Below are 18,472 nucleotides of genomic sequence, written 5' to 3'. Positions count from 1 at the left end.
TCCCCCTAAGTTGATTACTTTTTTCTTTTGATTTTCTGCATAGTGCAAGGCATCATAAGCTCCGCCGTATAATGTTCTAGATTGCCATTCTCGTCTAATTGCTCCAAAGAGCAAAGGAGAGGATAAGAAACATCATCTGCAAAGGCTTGCTTATTAGCTTTGCTGTTAATTAGTCCAAATTTCTTATTAAAATCGTCATAAAGTATGTTTAATGTTAGCTGTGCCTTTTGCAAATCATCATCAGAACACTCATTCAACTGCATTTCAATGATTTCTCTGGTTTTATCACGAATGCCAAGTAAGGCATTTACTCGCTTTTCTGCTGTATCAGACAGTGAAACCGGCTTCATTCTACTGTTTTCTCTAAAATATAGCTTCTCATCAACAAGAGCATAACTGAAGTTTCGCACATCAGGAGTAGCTTCAATAGTGGCGGCTTCTTTTTCTCCATCTATGGCGGTAACAGGGTCTTTTAGCAGTGCTTTATCGGGCGGTAGAATGTGGAGTATTGCTTGTTCAAGCTGTTGTGCAAGGGGGATTTCATGGTTTGGAACACAGGCAGCTTCCATTCCAAAAGGACCCGATACCATTTTCATACTGCCCATAATCATTTGAGGGTTTTCCTCAAAGTATTTATTGACTGCTATACCGTCCTCAGTTTCGCCAAGCTCTACCCAAGAAGGTAAACGCTCCGGTGCATGGTCACGCTTTTGGAGGAAAATAATATCACTGGTGACTTCCGTTCCTGCATTGGCTTTAAAGGCTGTGTTAGGCAGTCTGATAGCACCAAGCAGGTCGGCTCTCCCAGCAAGGTGTTTTCTCACTTCACTGCTTGCTTTATCAAGAGTGCCTTTAGAAGTAATAAAGGCTACCACACCACCACTTCTAACCTTATCAAGGGATTTTCCAAAAAAGTAATCATGTATCAAGAAACCCAGCTTATCATATTTTTTGTCATTGAGCTTGTAGTTACCAAAAGGCACATTACCCACTGCCATATCAAAAAAGTCATTGGAAAAATCGGTTTTCTCAAAGCCTTTGATTTGAATATTTGCCTTCTGATAAAGCTGCTTTGCTATTCTTCCGGTTAGACTATCCAATTCCACACCGTAGAGCTTTGAGGCTTGCATACTCTGTGGCAGCATCCCGAAAAAGTTACCACTGCCCATTGCAGGTTCTAAAATGTTGCCATTTGGAATATCCATATTTTCTAAAGCCTTATACATCGCACGGATAACAACGGGTGAGGTATAGTGGGCATTAAGGGTACTAGCTCTTGCCATTTCGTATTCATCGGGTGTGAGTATGGCTTTTAACTCGGCATACTCACTTCGCCAATTATCCTTGTTTTCGTCAAAAGCATCGGCAAGACCGCCCCAACCGACATACTTTGATAAAATTTCCTGCTCTTCAGCATTGGCCCGTCTATTTTCCTTTTCAAGTTGTTTTAGGGTTTGAATGGCAAGAATGTTGTGGGCATATTTTTCTTTGGCTGTACCGACACCCAAATCATCATTGGTAATTGTGTAATTGATTTTAGGTGAAGTATCCGTAATTTCTTTTTCTACTTGTTTAGTGGAAGGGGCAAAAGGTGTATCCTCTAAACTGCCACCGTCAAAATCAAAATTGATCATTGTTTGTGGCCCTGGTTTTTTTTCATCAGAAATAATAGAGGTATTTTGCTCTTGCAACTGGGCTTGCGTTTGCTCCACAAAATAGCGGATATAATCCACAGTTTCACTGCGAAAGATAGGAAACCCAGTGCCATTTTGGAAGGTTGTATCACGCAAGGAAACCTTGTCAAAGTCATAATTTACGCTGTCAATAACAAAATCTCTACCACCGATTGTAAGCTCCATACCAATAGGAATATAATCCTTTGCATAATGCTCGGTAATGGTGTGGTACACGCCGTTTTCTTCTCCAATGAAACAGAAGTTAATTCCTTTATCTTTAAGGTTTTTTGTTGCCACTTGCCAATCCGCCACATAACCGCCAGTTACTTTGGTATTACCGATAAGGGGTATGTCTCGCTCAATTAGCTTGCGACCAAGAACGGGCGCTGCTATCTCGGCATCATCACCATAAAACAAAAGCAGACTACCCGATTGTATACCTACAATCTGATGTGGGTGGTCTGCTTTTTGGTTTAAATATTCGGTTATGGTTTCTTCATCGCCAAGGAGCTGTTCCATTCGCTCATGGGAGAGCTTTTCACCAATTTCTTCTACAATGGCTGTTTCGACTACCTCATCAAAATCACCAAGATTTTCATCAAAAGCAGTAACTACTTGTAGTTCCTCAATTGCTTGTGTTTCTGTTTGCTCTAAAAGGTAGTTATAGTCAATCTCCTTTGCATTGCCCCTGTCAGTAAGTGCAGAAATCCCCTCTAATAAATCATCTTCACAGATCAGATTAATGGCTTGCTCCATAGAAATAGATGGATCGTCATAAACGCCACCATCAATAAGCTGGAAGTTTTCATCAAAGATAGAATAATCGTAGCCTTCGTCAACTTCTTGGATGGAGAAATAACAGTTGCCCACTTGATATGCAAGTTTAGCAGGCTCGGCTATTCTGCTTTCTTTCTTGATAATTTCTTCTACCTTGGCAACTATATTTTCATTTGTAGGATTTTCAAGGCTTTCTGTAGCAAAGTCGATAAGTTCGTCGGATACCATAAGCCCCCTATCTTCTAATATGGAGGATACGGAACCGCCTACCAAATCGAGGGTGAGCTGTCCACTGCCCGTTTCTTTGTGGATGGATTTTCGCTTGCGTTCCAGTTTCTTGGCGATATTGGTAATATCGTCGATAGTGTCGTCCAGTTCCTCTTGGTCTTTTTCCACCCGCTTTATGGTGTATTCTTGGCTTTTGAAAATAGAGTAATCACCGGTTTGAAAATCCTTTAAATTCTTAAAAGCCTTCTGCATATAGTCAAACCCACGCGCATCAGAGAGGGTATGTCCTAGCACATATTCCATCTGTCCAATAAGATTATCTACAAACTCGCTATCCTCAAGCTGTTCCGCAACCTCTTTTACAACCTTATCCATATAGCTGTAATCACTGCTTGGAGCAGTAAAAGGTTTTTCTATATCCGCTGGAGTATAACTGTAAAAGTGAACGATGCCTCTTGCAATTTTTTCTTTTTCATAGGTGGGAATATATGCAAGCTCCGCACTGCTAAGATAGCGATTTTCAGCAATTAGACGGTCAATTCGCTTCGTTACCTGCCCCCAGTTTTCCATAACGGTTGCGTAGGGCTTAAAATCAATTTCCCTTGCGTATATAGTACCCTTTGCGGAATGGTTCAAGCTAATACCCCAGTGTCCACTGCCACTCCAGCCATAATGATTTTTTAGAAAGTCGGATTTCTCTTTCTCTGTATGCCCTCGCTTGAAAAAGGCATAGGTATCAATGCGAGAAGTATTAAAATGCCTTGTGCGGTTATCAGTTGCATAGATGGCATTTAGTTCGTCTTGGGTAATAAAAGACGGGATAATTGGAGCAAACTCCTCTTTGGATGGGAAAATAACAGGCTCATTTTGAAAATTCTTTGCCATGCCGATAATTTCAGTTGGTGTATGAAAGGTCATTCGCATAGTTGCATCTTTATCTGCAATAAAATCCTGCTCCATTTGCTTTAATCCAAGCATTAAAGTAGACAACTTTTCTTTATCCGTCAAGTGAGTACAAATTTCCTCTGTGCAATCAGGATATACAAACCGCGTTACAATAGGATCAAGTTTTTCGTTGGTGTAATCCTCGGCTTTGTCCCGATACATAAAGGAAAAATATTCAGCCACATATTTTTGATAAACTTCTTTTGACTGTTCCAGTTTATCGGCAGTGAGATATTCGCCCTTTTCCAGTAGATTTCTAATCCTTTCGGCGGTCTGCACCCAAGATAGATTTATTTTGTTCTGTGCATGATAGGTCTGATTTCCCCTTGCAATGGTAATGCCGTCTTCATCATACCAAAAAGAGTATTTTACTCCATCAATCTCAAAGCCCTTGCCACCTCTACCATAATGTTTTTTTAGAGAATCTGCATTTTCAAAAAGGTCAGTATTAAATGCCATATATCCAGCGATAAGGGAAGTGCTGTTTTTTTCTTCCCCACCCGTTGCTAAAATCTTATCCACCACTTCAAAGGAGATAGATTCAGCATCAAATAGGCTGTTTTGGGCAAAAGAAAAAGCAGCAAGCGTGACGCTTGACCCATTTAGGACTTCGTCGCTTACTGCTTTACTTTCTGCAATAGACTCAATTTGTTCATGGATAGTAGGAAATAAAGATACTTGATTGCCACTTACCTTGCGTAAATCAAGTCCTTCATCACCACTTCCTCGGCTTGTAGTTTGATGTTTGTTGCCATCTGCACCCAAAGAAGTTGATCTTTGGCTTTCAGCGCCTCGGTTACTCCCTGTGCTTTCATCATTTCTTCTGTCATCTGTTCTACTTGACTGTGAGCTGTCCTGTCCACCTCCACCAAATGCGGCCACAGACTCCCATCTTGCAGCATTCGGCTGTAGGTTCCCCTGCGGTTCTCCTTGAGATGCGTTTCTCTCATCATTCCATACTTGCCCACTGTGTCGGGTAGATTGTCCAAATCCTCCATCTGTAAATCCGGTATCCGATAGTCTCCGTTCTGAATATAATTCACCTTTTCTACCATTGCCATTTTCCTCCTTTATATTTTCACTTTCACGCTTTAGAGCGTTAAATTCTATATTGTCAGTATAATCTACTTTCCGCTTATTATCAATAGATTTTGCAAGTAAATTTCGCTCACTTTCTCTTATCACTGCACCGATGGTGAGGAGCATTTCATTTGATACCAAGTTAATGGCATTGCCCAAATGAGAGAATACGGCAGGGGTATTGAAGTCGGTAATTCCTCTGAAATCGTCCTCCTCAAGATATTCTCTTGCATCAATGCCACACCGTGTAAGCACCATATACTGAACGCTTGTGGTAACAGCATTTCTAAAGGCAACATCCATATTTAGCTCGTCAATTCCCTCTAAAAAGCTATCCTCAAGATCATAGTTTAAATCGTGCAAAAACTCTCGGTAATGCTCCCCCACGGCTCGCTCAGTCAGCTCCATAAGGCTACTTGCAAAATCATCTTTTTTAATCTCGCCATAAAACCCTGTGAGCTGCTTTAGCACATCCTCGTGATAGTTTGGTTGCATTTCCCACAGATACGGCGTTTTTGCTCCTCGTACCTCGTTGGTATCGGAAACCTCAAAAACATATTCAATCCGAGGTTTTCCACCTTGATTTTGACGGATAAGGGCAATACCTTTGCTCCCTCGTTTCACCCAGCGGTTCATCTTCTTGTTCCAAATTTCCATATTGGCGCATGCGGTGGCATCGGGACGTTGTGCATAAATCATAATTTGGTCATCAAAACTGTACTTATAGAGTTTGCTTGCGGTAGTAAGATAGTCTTGCCAGTTACTGATATTTTTCAAGACATCTTCTTTGGTATCGGTAAATAGCTTTGAAACTTCGTTTATTCTGCTCATTCGCTCCTCCTTAAATTTGATTTTGAACAAAAAAATCCCGACACAAAGAGGTTTGCCCTTGTATCGGGATTGATTTTTTGTTATTTGATTGCTTTTATCTTGTTGACAGCATATTTTATAAATTCTTCCGGGTGCGGGGACTTCTCCCTTACGACATATACGTGTATTTAAGTGATCCTATCACTTATAAAACTTTGGGTAATTCATGAGATATATTGGGGCTTAGAAATAGGTCTTATAGAATTTTTCACATTGCCGCTATTTGATGAAAATATGATTAAAAGCTGCACACGTAATCCAACATGTCCAGCTTTTAATTATATCCCAATACTAAGAGGTTAGTCCTTATATCGGGATTGAATTTTTGATATTTGATTGTTGACAGCATATTTTATAAATTCTTCGGGTGTGGGGACTTCTCCCCTGCGGGGAACCTGCTCCTGATAGGCTTTTATAATACTATCGTCATTCGATGTAAAAGCGTATTCAAGTGCTGCCTGCATTTCGATTTTGACTTCTTTCATGCTTATACCATTTTGCTTTGCTATTTTTCTGTAAACACTACGATTACTCATATTAACAACTCCTTTTTTCATTTTATGGTTATACTGTATAATTATAAATCTAATTATATCATACTTTAGTTATAGAATAAACATACAGTATAACTAAAAGGAGTGTTCTTATGAATGTAAAAGGTGTAACTATTCGTTTTCCTCAAGAAATGTTAGATAAAATAGCGTATGTTGCCGATTACGAGGGACGTTCTGTTAACAGCCACGTCTTGGTTCTTGTGCGTCAAAACATTGCAGACTTCGAGAAAATACATGGTAAAATTGAAGGAGCTATTGCTCCTGATGTCAATGTAAAGCCACCTAGGAAAAACTAAAACAATCCCGATACAAAAAAATTCATCCTTGTATCGGGATTGTTTTTCATTATTTTATGACAATTTCTTGTTTTGGAATAAACTCAAGTTTCAACTGCATATCCATTCCTTCAGCCAGCCTTTGTAAAAGGGAAAGAGTGGGATTTGCATTGCCATTTTCAAGTTTGCTGATGTCTGCTTGGTTGATGCCGGTTTTTTGTGCAAGCTCCTTTTGTGTAAGGTGACTATTTTTTCTAGCATCTATCATTGCTTGAATGATATTAAACTCTGGCTCAAGAACATTCCATTCTTTTTGAAATTCAGGATCTTTCAATTCTTGTTCTAAAAGTCTATCAAAATCATCATGCATAATTACAACTCCTTTCCATTTTTTTCTAAATAATCCTTGCGGTACTTTTCAGCAAGGTCAATTTCTTTAGGTGGTGTTTTCGCCGTCTTTTTGATAAAACCGTTTGTTAGCACTATTTTTCTCCCTATTACGAAAAAATATAACACCCTTGAAATATCACTCCCTTGTTTTGCTCTAAGTTCAAATATGCCATTACCTAAAGGCTTTGTATATGGCTCTCGTAAATCATTTCCGTTCTTCCTTAAAATTTCAATGCACCGCAACATCTTGGCTCCCATTTTTGTATCAAGAGAAAGGACAAAATCTTTAACCGGAACATCTCCATTTTGATTTTTATAAAATTCGATTTCAAAATCTGTCATTTGTAATCCACCTTTATAGGATATGTGTTTATCCTCACTAATATTATATGGGATTTATCCCATATTGTCAACGGGTATTATCGCTCAAAGTTTTTGTTTTTATGAATTGCACCTTCGCTTTGGTTTTCCAGTTCTTTAAAGGCTTTTAGCTTTGTGGTAACTGAGTGGCTTTTCGTAGCCACTTCTTCCAAAGCATCTTTGATGCGTTCCTTAAAATCGGAAACAGCCTTGTCTTTGTCAATGAAATAATGCCCCCAAAACCAGTTATCGCCATCAGCTCGTTCTTCATCGTTTTTAATATTCCTTTGCCAAGAGCCATAAGGTGAGGGAGCCTTTTCATTTTCACCAAAGGCAAACTCATAATTGCCAACAATATGGTTTTCGGTAACAGCATATCCACCAATGGTGCGAGGGAGCTCGTTGTTGATAATACCATCAATTTGATTATAATTTTGCTCACTGCTCATTTCAGCGGTCTTGAGGTAGTTTTCTCTTTCCTTTGCAAGAGTAATTAGAGCTTTCATTGTGTTTTCCGATATGCCGGAAAGAGTATGGCTACCACTTAAAAAAGTTGCCCGCCTAGCAACAAATTCATCGGTATCAATATCGCCCAGTTCTTGTTTTGCTCTGCTTTCTAACTGGTCATAGAAAAAATCCTGTGGATTACTTGTAATTTTAGCAACCTCTAAAATCTGTTCGTAGGACAGCGTATTCTGCACAAATTGTCCACCTGCAATGCTATCGGGATTGTAGTATAGCCAAGTCAGTGAACCATTTTCTTTGTCAAAGAAAAGCCGATCATCGGTATTTTCTAATACATTCAGTGCAGCTTTATATAGCGCATCGGTATTATCATCACAAAGGGCATCAATAAACTCTCTGTGAGGAATAATGGAAAGAGTGGACACATCAATTATATTGTAGTTGATTGCCTTTGCTGCAAAATACTGAATATCCGCCAGAGCATAATCTTCTGACTTTAACCAAATATCCTTTGTGTAATCGTAAATCATACTTAGCTCCTCAAAACTGTGGGGAGTATCCAAGTCCTGCCCAATATCGCACATATTTACAAGCTTTTTCACTCTATCCCTCAAATTCTGATCGTTGGTTAGAGCAAACAAAACCTCTTTTGGATTTTGATTGACCAATTCCATGAAATCTTTTACTTGATAATCACTCATCACTTATCCCCTTTTTTCAAATTCTAAAACGAAGTTGACATATTTACCTCCTGTTTCATCAATGGAAACAGTAGCATTGTAAGTTTTACCTGTTTTTTCTGAATAACAGCCTGTTAACTTGCATTTGCCTGTGGTTAAAAGGTCTTTTACTATTTTTTCGGTTAGGGTTTTCTTCTTGGAAGTAAAAAACTTATTTTCTTTCCAGAGGGCAAAACCGCAGGTTCTATTTTCACAGCAAAATCCTTTTTTATTCTCGATTACATTACTACCACACCTTGGGCATTTTCCAATCACCTTGTTTTGTGAGGGAAAAAGCTGTTCACTTCCTTTTACCACATCATAGGTCCTGACAAGGTTCTCGGTCGTTTTAGAAATTTCCGATAGAAATTCATTTGCAGACAAATCGCCCGTTTCAATGAATTTTAGCTTTTCTTCCCATTCAGCCGTAGTCAGTGGGGATTGGATACTTTCGGGCAAAATAGTGATGAGGGCGTTACCCTTATCTGTCGGCAGAAGATACTTTGTTTTCTTATCCCCCTTGCGTTCCAAGAGATTTACACTAATGAGTTTTTCAATAATGCCTGCACGAGTAGCAGGGGTTCCAATACCGCAAAACTCTTTTTCAATATTTTCGTCTTTACCCGTTGTTTCCATAGCCAAAAGCAAGGTGTCCTCGGTAAATTGCTTAGGTGGAGAAGTTTTGCCTTCCTTCATTTCTGCGTTACAATTTTCAATAACTTCGCCTTCAGCCATAAGAGGAAGTGATTTTTCGTCCTGTTTCTCCGCCAAGTTAAGGAGCACTTCGTATTCCATAAAGCCATTTTGCAAAATAGTTTTGCCTTTGGTCGTAAAAACAACATCGCCACAGCCTGCAGTTACCACCGTTTCGCTATATCTGTGGTTATCCCCTAAAGCAGAAAGCAGCCTTAACATGATGAGTGTCAAGACTGCTTTTTCTCCGTATGGAAGCTGTTCTATATCATAGTTTGCTAGGCTCTTGGTGGGAATAATGGCATGGTGGTCTGTAACCTTGCTGCTGTCAATCACAAGCTGAGCATTGCAAGGTACATCAAATTCTTCGTCCCTTGGAAATCGCAAAGTTGTCAAAGCATATAGTAACAGCTCCGGTAAGATATCTACCATATCCTCAGTTAAAAATCGACTGTCGGTTCTTGGATAGGTACATAGCTTCTTTTCATAAAGGCTTTGGATATATTCCAATGTTTGATTGGCAGTAAAGCCTAATTTACGATTGGCTTCTCGCTGCAAAGTGGTAAGGTCATACAGTTTTGGCGGTTTTTCTGCCTTTTCCTTATTTTCAATGCTTGTAACTACTAAATGCTGATTTTTGCACCTTTTAAGAAGTTCCTCCGCATGTACCTTTCCCTCCTTTTTTTCAGAGGTAAAGACCACTGCGCCGTTATCAAGGACAATGGTATAAAATGGTGTAGGACGAAAGGCTTTTATGCTTGCATTACGCTCCACAATCATAGAAAGCGTAGGAGACATCACTCTGCCTACGTTTAGTTGCTGATTGTAGAGCAGCGAAAACAACCTTGTAGCATTAATGCCCACAATCCAATCAGCTTTTTGTCTGCAAGCAGCACTTTCATAAATCAGATCAAAACCAGTTCCGTCTTTTAGATTTTCAAAACCTTTTTGTATGGCACTATCCTCCATAGAAGAGATCCAAAGCCTTTTCATCGTCTTTTGACACTTGGCAAATTGATACACCAGGCGAAAGATAAGCTCACCCTCACGCCCGGCATCGCAGGCATTGATAACTACATCTACTTTAGGATCATTTAACAGCTTACAAAGGATTTTAATCTGTTTTTCCTTACCCTTTGATACCTCGTATTCAAAGCTCTGTGGAATAATAGGCAAATCCTTTAAATCCCATATTTTATAATTTTCATTATATTTCTCGGTACCGGCAAGACCTACCAAATGCCCAACGCACCACGATACGAAATACCCATTGCCCTCAAGGTATCCCTCTTTTTTATCGGTAGCACCCAGCACCTTTGCAATACTCTGTGCCACCGATGGTTTTTCTGCAATGACTAGTCTCAATTTTTATTCCTCCCTGTAATCTGTATTTTCATCATCTGCTAAATAGCTATCATCCTCGTCAAGCTCGTATTCTTCCTCATCGTCGGAATATTCATCGTCGCTGAGTTCATTCAAATTGGTAGAACCTTTATGAGTATTTTTGCCCTTAACAAATTTGAGATAATAAAAAGCACCTCCGCCGCACATAGCCAATACAAGCACTAACAGCGGTAAGGTGTTACTTTTGGTTTCATCTGTATTATCATCTGTTGGTTCTTCTGTTGGCTCTGCGGGAGTAGGCACGGGTTCTTGGATTGTTGGCTTTTCCTCCATCTTAGCGGGTTCACCCTCCATCAATGACATTAAATCGGCTTCATCAATCATATTAAGTAGGTATACATTATCACTATCTCCTGCACGGTCAATGACTAAGTAAAAATAGTTACCATTTTTTGAAACTGCCGTGATAAACTGCTTGTCAGTTTCGTCAGTGGTGGTAATATCATCTACAAGAGTCAAATTGCCCTCCGGTGTAAGGGGTACGGCTTCGTCCTTTGGTGTCACAGCCACAGGTGAGGTTTCGTCGTATTCAGAACCGCCACCTGCAAAGGCTACGGTTGACATTGAATAAGATAGTACGCTCATTACCAACATTGTAGTAAACATTTTAAATCTTTTCATTTTGTTATTCCTCCGTATTGTTTATTTTAAGTGGTACACTTGAACCTTTTTCTTCCTCGAAAATCTGCAATATTGTAGGCAAATCGTTGTGATTTACCTTGTGTTTTCTAAGCACATCAATCATCATTAGATTTTCAAGGTCTGTCTTTTCCTTTTGCAAGGATTTTAGCTTGCTTTGGTATTCAGTGATTTTTTCTTCTGTTCTATGAATATCCTTTTTGATTTTAGTTAACTTGTTTTGCAATAAATTTTCCTCCTTAAATACGCAAAAAGACGAGATTTCTCCCGTCTTTCTTGATTTCGCATAATTTATCATTTAGATTTTATTCGCTTTTGCTGTTTTGGTTCTCAATGCGATGGTGCTCATTTTACAAGTTCTTCTGGTTTTGGTTTTCTAACATAAAAAAGCATATCTTGGGAGCAAGCTCCAAACAAGCTGTAATTCCTTCGACCTTCATTTAATGTCATCCCATGGTTTTCATCACTTGGCTCATCATCACTTGATGTGAACATATCATTCTCCCAAAAACAAACAGGACATATATATGCTATAGCTTCTTCTTTAGGAACAGGATATGTACGATAACCACAACATGGACAAGGGTAAATTCCTTTTGCTTCACAAATTTTTTCAGACTCTGGTTCTTTCTTACAATCGCTTGTTATTTCAGGTGAATGTAAATGCTTATATCCCAATTGTTTCTCACCACCTAATATATATTCCTCACAAAAAGCCTTATTCCAAAGGCTGCTTAATTATCAAAATAATTTACATATAATGATACTACCTTTGAAACAAAAAATCCACTCTACGGTTGTATTCTGCCATAAGCATAAAAATGATCTTGCCAGTATCCGCTATTTACATTGGCGTAACCAATGGGATTTCCGCAATGGATCATCATTCCATCACCGACATAAATACCAACATGGGACACAGCCCCAGCACTATCATAAGTACCCTCAAAGAAGATTATATCTCCCGGCTTTGCTTCGCTTTTGGGAATTGGTGTTGTTTGATTATATATCCCTGTTGCTGTGGTACGAGGGATGTTGCCAACACCCGATTGATTGATAACCCAGCATACAAAACCACTGCAATCGAAAGAGGTAGAGGGATTACTGCCTCCCCAAACATAGGGGTAACCTATATATTTCTCAGCTTCCTTGAGCATTTTTCCAAACTCCTCATCAGTAAGGTTATGGGCGGGTACTTGATATTCTAAATCTTGATTGCTATCGGTTTCACTGTATTTGTCTCCAAAAACGTTGGGCTTATTGCCTTTGGTTTCAAGATATACTCTAAATAATTCAAATTGCTCGGCAGTAAGCAAATCCTCAGCCACGTTTTTGATAGGTGTATTGGTAAGAGCGATGTTTAAAATATAGTATTTATAAGGTACTTTTACCTTATAAGAATTACCCTCGCTGTCCGTTCTCGTTTTAGTACGGTAACGAATTTCTACCACTCGTTCCAATTCCAACGCATACTGTAAATCAAAAATCTGTTGCAGTTCGCCTTGCACCTCACTTGGCTTATAATATTTCAATAAGGCTGTAAGATAGGACGCAAGCTCATGGGCGTTATGACCAATCTCATCAAGGTTATAACGATACTCATCGTAACCGGGATAATCACTTTCGATGTTGTCAATTTTATCCTTCAACTCTTTTTCAAGGTTTTTGTAATCGTTGTCAACCTCTACAATATCCTCATCCTCAGAGTTATAGGAAGTACCCACAATGGAATTAAAACCACCTTGGAGCATCACAGAGCAAGAGGAGAACAAACCACCGCAAATGATGATGATTAGCAGAAAGCACCCGCTGATAATTAAAATCCTAGGGTTTTTCACAGCATTCGCTGCAATCGCAGCAACTGTATCAATACCTTTTTTTGCAATATCTTTAATGGTGGTGGCTGTGTTACGGGTAACATTACCGGCTTTGCGAGCATTGGCATATTGCTTTTTGATATTTTGCTTTTGTTTCCACTTGGAAAATGGACTGCTACCTAACTGCGTATTTTCAGCCATAGCCTTGTTGTAGGTGTAATTAACCTGTGATTTTTGCAACTTTTTTTCCGCTTTTGCGAGGGTTTTATAGGGCTTTAATTTCTGATGCTCGTATGCTGATTTCAATTTTCTACCCATAAATTCAGCAGACTGCTCGCTGTCGTGGGTAGCTTTCACTCCCACATTGTCATCTCCACTTTCTGAAATTTCTTTATGAATATTACTGGCAACTGCCTTTTGTGGTACATTCTTGAATTTTCCTATTATGTTAGATTGTGGTTTTACTATATCCACCAAGCTATCAGATGGTTTTGGGTTGTCTATTAGCCTATCAGATGGTTTTGCCTTATTTTCGCCAAAATCCAGCTTTGACTTTGGCTTTTCTTTCTCATAGAACTTTCTTTGCATTTTGCGTTGTTTCTTATTCTTTAGTACCTTTTCCAATGCTTTATCTCGTTTTAACTCAGATTTTTTCAGTTTCAAACGAGATTTATTTAATTTACCCTCCATTTTACACTTCCTCAAGCTTTGTAGTCATAATCTTGTAAAGCTCGGTATCCTTCGGGAAGTGGTCAATAAAGGGAATAATGATACTGCCATAAATAAGCAATCCTTCGCCAGCACCGGAATTAGTCACATAGGAAAGCTGATGGGGAGAGATATTAAGCTGTTTGGAGAGGATTTCTCTATCACCGCCTGCTTGGTTCAGTAGATATACAAAGTCGGAGTTTTCAAAGATGTTTGCCACCTGTGGAGAGCACAGAAAATCCTTCACGTTCTGCGTTAACCCTGTGGGAATACCTCCCCATTTACGAAAACGTTTCCAAATCTCCACCGTGTAATTAGCGGTTTGCTCCTTGCCCAAAAGCAGATGCATTTCATCAATATAATAACGGGTAGATTTTTTATCATTTCTATTTCTACTGACTCTGCTCCAAATCTGGTCTTGCACCACAAGCATACCAAACTCTTTTAGAGCGTTGCCCAGCTCCTTGGTATCAAAACACACCACACGATTGCTAATATCCACATTGGTACGATGATTAAACACATTCAATGAGCCTGTGACATAAATCGCCATACATTCGGCAATGTGCTTTGCCTGTGGGCTGTTTCGCTCTAAAATCGTGTTATACAAATCCTCTAAAATTGGCATTTGAGTATTTTGGGGGTCTAGAAAATACGGCATATAAACCTGTTGCAAGCAGCTGTCAATGATACTTCTTTCATCAGCTTGTACCTTTCCCATCATCACCTCAAAGAGAGAAAGAATAAAATCACTCTTTAAGATAAGTGGATTTTCTTCCTCCATATTGTCAAGGCTAATATCCATTGGATTGATAAACTGTTTGGAAAGTGGGGAGATTTTAATAACCTGACCGTTCAGCTTTTGCACCAGTGGTGCATACTCGGCTTCTGGGTCTAATATCGCAATATCATCATCAGTAATAAGAAACACATTGACAATTTCTCGTTTGGCTGAGAAAGATTTTCCCGAACCTGGTGTTCCTAAAATCAGTCCATTAGGATTTTTAAGCAATTTCCTGTCGGCCATTAAAAGGTTGCTCGACAAGGCATTGATCCCATAATAGAGGGCATTGCCGTTTTGAAACAGTTCACAAGTGGTAAAAGGTACAAATCCCGCCGTTGCTGTGGTGGTCATACACCTTCTGATGTCAATTAGGTTTTTCCCCAGTGGCAAGCAGCTCATAAAACCCTGCTCCTGCTGATAATCAAGCCTATGGAGAATGCAGTTATGCTTTCCGGCAAGGCTAGTTGCTCCAAAAACGATATTATCTAGTTTGTCTTTAGAAGTTTCAGTGTTCACAATCATAAAGGTAAAATAGAAAAGTCGCTCATTTCTGCTTTGTAAATCCTGTAATAGCTTTTTCATCTCCGTGAGGAACAGCGCAAGGTCAGCAGGCATTATATCCATATCATAACCACTTCTAACCGCCTTTTTTTGTTCGTCAATCTTCGTTTTTTCAAGGTCAGACAGCTTGCGTTTTACCATTTTAATGGCTTTGCTATGGTCGATAGACTGAATGTGCATTGTTACATTTTGATTTCCCTCAATTTCAAGAAAATCTGCAAGCACACGGTCGGAAAGTTCAGGCGCCAGTATCTCCATAAAGGATACTGCACCAAATTTATCTCCGGTCTTAAATCGCTTGGCATCGCCAAAATAAAAGGACGAAGGAACAATAAAATCTTTGGTGGATAGCCCCGATACAGGTAGCCAATTCCATTCAAAGTTAAAGGATTGTTTCTCGTCCATATAAAGCATATTTCTAAGTAGATGGAGCCGTTCTTTTCCGTCGAGGCTTTCCATACGCACACCCAACTTTTTGAAGTTGTTGTAGATGTCAGTTTCAATGCGTTCAAGCCTTGTTTTTGCCTTTTTGTAGCTGTCTGCGTGAATACCAAAGGTGAGATACTTGCGCTTGATAATTCCGTTATTGCCCTTGGAAAGCTGCTTCAGAAGCATATCGGAATACTCCTCACGGATAGAGTTGAAATCATCCTCCTGTGGTGCAATGGTAATGCTATCTTCAAATATCTTTTCGTTGCCTGTGATATTAAGGAAAGAGAGCTGAAATTTAATGGATGTATCAAAGTAGTTGAGAAAGTTGCTCCAACCATCAAAAATAGCGGATTTATCCTCGTTTTCTGCAAGCTGATAGTTGATGTCCTCAAATAAAATGCTCTTGGAATAAAAGTCCTCATCCACACGGCAAATACCATCGGGATAAAGGCGTTTATAGGGGATACTTTGCTGTGCAGACATCGCTTTTTTACCATCGCCTTTATACTTTGCGATAATGTTATTGATTTCCTTTTTCTCAGCTCTTGTGAGCTTTACTTCTTGTTTTGTGTTGTCTTTTGACAATTTGCGTTACCTCCTTATTGAGATTATATTGCTTTTCCAAAAGTGTGTAGGCATTTTGTATTTTATAGGGTCGCTCCGATGGCAAGCCTTTTTTGACCATATATATCTGTTTAATGATCACTTCGGGTTTTTGTCCGTGCTTTTCATACATTGCAAATAAGAAAAAAGGTAGCATAACAACCATCATTGCAAGAGTGGCGATGGTAATGTCAATACTGCCTTTTAAGATGAAAAAAATGGGTAATCCCACAATCCCTGCAAGAGAGAAGAAAATAAGCTGTCTTTTGGTAAGGTTAAACATAACCTTTGTTTTGACCGCATTAAGGTCTTTTGGAACAGATACATAAGCCATTAGCGTTCCCCCTTATCCTGTTTTTTGTCTATCACAGGGGCAAGACTACCCTTCTTCATTTGATCCTTGTTTTCCTTTAATTGCTGTAGAACGGAGGGCTTTCGCTCCTTCGTCTTCTCAGCAAGTTTTTCCTTTGCCCAGTCGGGTAATAGGTCTATTTTGGCTTCGCCCAAAAAATCAAAGCGATAGAAGTTGGTTTTTTCTCCATCAGTGAGAAATTCACCCATTACCTTTTTATTACCCTTGTCACTATCACAGCCAAAACCACCAAAGGCATAGAACAACTGCTCATCCCTTGTTTTATGCTGTTCATTTAGAATTTCCGGCTTTAAAACCATAACCTTGCCCTCAAAATTCATATCCTTGGGAGGGTTCACCTGTGTTTTATCCCACAAATTCAGGTTTTCAAATTCTTGCTTGTACTGGTTGATAAAGAGGTCTACAAGCCCCGTAGAAGAATTGACTAAAAATTCATTTCTTCTATCTCTATCCATAACTGTGTCCTCCGGCACAAAGGTTTCTTTTGCCCAAGCCTTGTTATTGCTGCTGATACGACCATCATAGTCAAAATTCTGTACCATATAAGAAAGCACATATTTCATACGATCAAAGCCAAATTCCTCAATGACAGGCTTAGCGATATCCTTGCCAAGTCTATAACCATCGTAGTTTTCTCTGATAACTTTTTCAATAGCATTTTTACAATCAATATTGGCACTGTGGGAAAGTACATATCGCTCGGTATCCTCATTTCGTTTTGCTTCCCCAAAGCTGTGGGGATAAAAAGGTCTTGTATCCATTAGGCTAATTCCTTTCTTTCAAAATAATCCCTTGCCATTTTTATATTTAGCTGCGAGGTGGCAAGGGTACGGATGTGCTCCAGCTGCTGTATAGAGAAATCTTCAAGCTTTTCCAAAAGCAAATTAATAAAAGGTTGCTGAGCTTGACAGTTCTGCAAATAGTGGAAATCCCTCGCCGTCATAATCACAAAGGTTTTACCCTCAATCTGCTCATAGGGGCTGTCTACCATATTTTCTAAGCACCCTTCTAGGTTGCCAAAAAACTCGTCAACAGCTTCATTATCAATGGTAGGTGCGTTTTTCATATTCATATAAGCGTTCTCCTTTATAAAGTTAGTGGGCATTGAAAATACCCTTAGCAATGTTTCCTGTTTTGAATAAAGTAAAGCACAATAGCAATGTGTAGCCAAGGCAGCCCCAAATTGCACCCATTGGGTCATCGCCCATTGCAATATCATTGATCAGTACGGAGTAAATGCCCACGCACACCATAATGAGGAACGCTTGAAATGCCAAGGCACAGATGGATTTAATGTAGTTTTGTCCCATGCCACCCCATTCTTTATTGGTCATTGTAGCAAAGGGAATTGGTGCAAGGGAGGTTACCATATAGATTTCCATCATTCTTCCGTAAATGACAATGAAAATGCAGAATGACAATGCGTGCATCGTTACCTGTATCACAAAGCTTTGAATAAAAAGCCCCATTAATGGTCCAATGTCCATTTCTTGCAATACCGTTTCCAAGTTGCCGATGGCACTTTCAATATTGATACCTGTATCGCCTATAATCAAGCCTGCGGAGCTTGCCACAACGCTTTGAGATACATCAAAAATCGCCATTACAATATCAAACACATTAGTAACAATTAACACTGCAATAAAGGTTTTCATAATCCATTTAAAAATATCGGAGGGTGGAAAATCGTGCATATTGTTTTTATCAATGATCATTGAGATAAGCTCGTAACACATTACAAAGGTTAATACTATCCCTGCTATGGGAATTACAACGGTTTCGGAAAGATTTTGAATAAGGGAAAAAACTCCGCCATTCCACGCTGACGGAGTTTTTCCCACTTCACTTGCAATCTCACCGACACGGGAATTAACGGTATCAAACATCCCTGTCAAGTTTCCAATAATACCGCTGATTAAAATCTCCTTAATCCATTTGGTTATAGCGTCGATGATACTTTGCATTTGTTACCTCCTATTAACCGAAAAGTCCAGAAAGAAGAGGAACAAGTGTCATTCCAATGAGTCCAACCCCGCCGCCTGCCATAAGCTGTTTTATCCCCAATTAGGTGTAAAACTCTGCTCGATGGCGGGCGGCGGCGTACAAAAAATCTATATGG

Annotated in this window: 16 protein-coding genes and 1 pseudogene; 1 reads left to right on the top strand and 16 read right to left on the bottom strand. The window is 39.4% G+C overall.

Annotated elements, in window-relative coordinates; genetic code table 11:
• Positions 1–14: 14 nt before the first annotated feature.
• Together CLNEO_RS16850 and CLNEO_RS04680 are read right to left on the bottom strand one after the other, a co-directional pair.
• Complete coding sequence (locus tag CLNEO_RS16850; RefSeq protein WP_066085158.1) at positions 15–5,537, bottom strand: LPD16 domain-containing protein; 5,523 nt, start codon at positions 5,535–5,537, stop codon at positions 15–17.
• A gap of 338 nt (positions 5,538–5,875) precedes the next feature.
• The gene (locus CLNEO_RS04680; RefSeq protein WP_278276616.1) at positions 5,876–6,151 is read right to left on the bottom strand and encodes a sporulation initiation factor Spo0A C-terminal domain-containing protein; all 276 of its coding nucleotides are present in this window, start codon (positions 6,149–6,151) and stop codon (positions 5,876–5,878) included.
• Between the two features lie 71 nt (positions 6,152–6,222).
• Here CLNEO_RS04680 and CLNEO_RS04675 point away from each other — a divergent pair, with 71 nt between their 5' ends.
• On the top strand, positions 6,223–6,426 hold the full coding sequence (locus CLNEO_RS04675) for an Arc family DNA-binding protein (RefSeq protein WP_066085153.1): 204 nt from the start codon (positions 6,223–6,225) through the stop codon (positions 6,424–6,426).
• A 49-nt stretch (positions 6,427–6,475) separates the two neighbouring features.
• Here CLNEO_RS04675 and CLNEO_RS04670 read toward each other — a convergent pair whose 3' ends face one another.
• From CLNEO_RS04670 to CLNEO_RS15300, 14 genes and pseudogenes are all read right to left on the bottom strand, one after another.
• On the bottom strand, positions 6,476–6,775 hold the full coding sequence (locus CLNEO_RS04670; RefSeq protein ID WP_066085150.1) for a helix-turn-helix domain-containing protein: 300 nt from the start codon (positions 6,773–6,775) through the stop codon (positions 6,476–6,478).
• A 2-nt stretch (positions 6,776–6,777) separates the two neighbouring features.
• On the bottom strand, positions 6,778–7,137 hold the full coding sequence (locus tag CLNEO_RS04665; RefSeq protein ID WP_066085148.1) for a type II toxin-antitoxin system RelE/ParE family toxin: 360 nt from the start codon (positions 7,135–7,137) through the stop codon (positions 6,778–6,780).
• A 77-nt stretch (positions 7,138–7,214) separates the two neighbouring features.
• Complete coding sequence (locus tag CLNEO_RS16155) at positions 7,215–8,321, bottom strand: DUF4316 domain-containing protein (protein WP_066085147.1); 1,107 nt, start codon at positions 8,319–8,321, stop codon at positions 7,215–7,217.
• 3 nt (positions 8,322–8,324) lie between these two features.
• Entirely contained in the window at positions 8,325–10,397 is a 2,073-nt protein-coding gene (locus tag CLNEO_RS04655) for a type IA DNA topoisomerase (RefSeq protein ID WP_066085144.1), read from the bottom strand.
• 3 nt (positions 10,398–10,400) lie between these two features.
• Positions 10,401–11,057 (bottom strand): DUF4366 domain-containing protein, encoded by a 657-nt coding sequence (locus CLNEO_RS04650; protein ID WP_066085142.1) that lies wholly within the window; start codon positions 11,055–11,057, stop codon positions 10,401–10,403.
• 4 nt (positions 11,058–11,061) lie between these two features.
• Positions 11,062–11,301: a DUF4315 family protein gene (locus CLNEO_RS04645; RefSeq protein WP_066085138.1), complete on the bottom strand. Its 240-nt coding sequence runs from the start codon at positions 11,299–11,301 to the stop codon at positions 11,062–11,064.
• A 119-nt stretch (positions 11,302–11,420) separates the two neighbouring features.
• Complete coding sequence (locus tag CLNEO_RS04640) at positions 11,421–11,753, bottom strand: CPCC family cysteine-rich protein (RefSeq protein WP_242864154.1); 333 nt, start codon at positions 11,751–11,753, stop codon at positions 11,421–11,423.
• Positions 11,754–11,866: 113 nt separating this feature from the next.
• Entirely contained in the window at positions 11,867–13,582 is a 1,716-nt protein-coding gene (locus CLNEO_RS04635) for a C40 family peptidase (protein WP_066085133.1), read from the bottom strand.
• 1 nt (position 13,583) lies between these two features.
• Positions 13,584–15,962 (bottom strand): VirB4-like conjugal transfer ATPase, CD1110 family, encoded by a 2,379-nt coding sequence (locus CLNEO_RS04630; RefSeq protein ID WP_066085128.1) that lies wholly within the window; start codon positions 15,960–15,962, stop codon positions 13,584–13,586.
• On the bottom strand, positions 15,916–16,314 hold the full coding sequence (locus CLNEO_RS04625; protein ID WP_066085125.1) for a PrgI family protein: 399 nt from the start codon (positions 16,312–16,314) through the stop codon (positions 15,916–15,918). The genes CLNEO_RS04630 and CLNEO_RS04625 overlap by 47 nt, the downstream gene beginning before the upstream one ends.
• Positions 16,314–17,114 carry a DUF3849 domain-containing protein gene (locus CLNEO_RS04620; RefSeq protein WP_066085122.1) on the bottom strand — a complete coding sequence of 267 codons (801 nt, stop codon included), beginning with the start codon at positions 17,112–17,114 and terminating at the stop codon, positions 16,314–16,316. The genes CLNEO_RS04625 and CLNEO_RS04620 overlap by 1 nt, the downstream gene beginning before the upstream one ends.
• Positions 17,114–17,425 carry a hypothetical protein gene (locus CLNEO_RS04615; RefSeq protein WP_066085117.1) on the bottom strand — a complete coding sequence of 104 codons (312 nt, stop codon included), beginning with the start codon at positions 17,423–17,425 and terminating at the stop codon, positions 17,114–17,116. Before CLNEO_RS04615 ends, CLNEO_RS04620 begins: the two co-directional genes overlap by 1 nt.
• A 22-nt stretch (positions 17,426–17,447) precedes the next feature.
• Entirely contained in the window at positions 17,448–18,317 is an 870-nt protein-coding gene (locus CLNEO_RS04610) for a VirB6/TrbL-like conjugal transfer protein, CD1112 family (protein WP_066085115.1), read from the bottom strand.
• 13 nt (positions 18,318–18,330) lie between these two features.
• A pseudogene (locus tag CLNEO_RS15300) lies at positions 18,331–18,414 on the bottom strand (Maff2 family mobile element protein); the annotation flags it as partial.
• Between the last annotated feature and the right edge of the window lie 58 nt (positions 18,415–18,472).

The organism is Anaerotignum neopropionicum, from assembly GCF_001571775.1.
GTDB lineage: Bacteria > Bacillota > Clostridia > Lachnospirales > Anaerotignaceae > Chakrabartyella > Chakrabartyella neopropionicum.
Note: the sequence above shows the minus strand (reverse complement) of the source record. Positions and strands in the feature narration are given on the sequence as shown.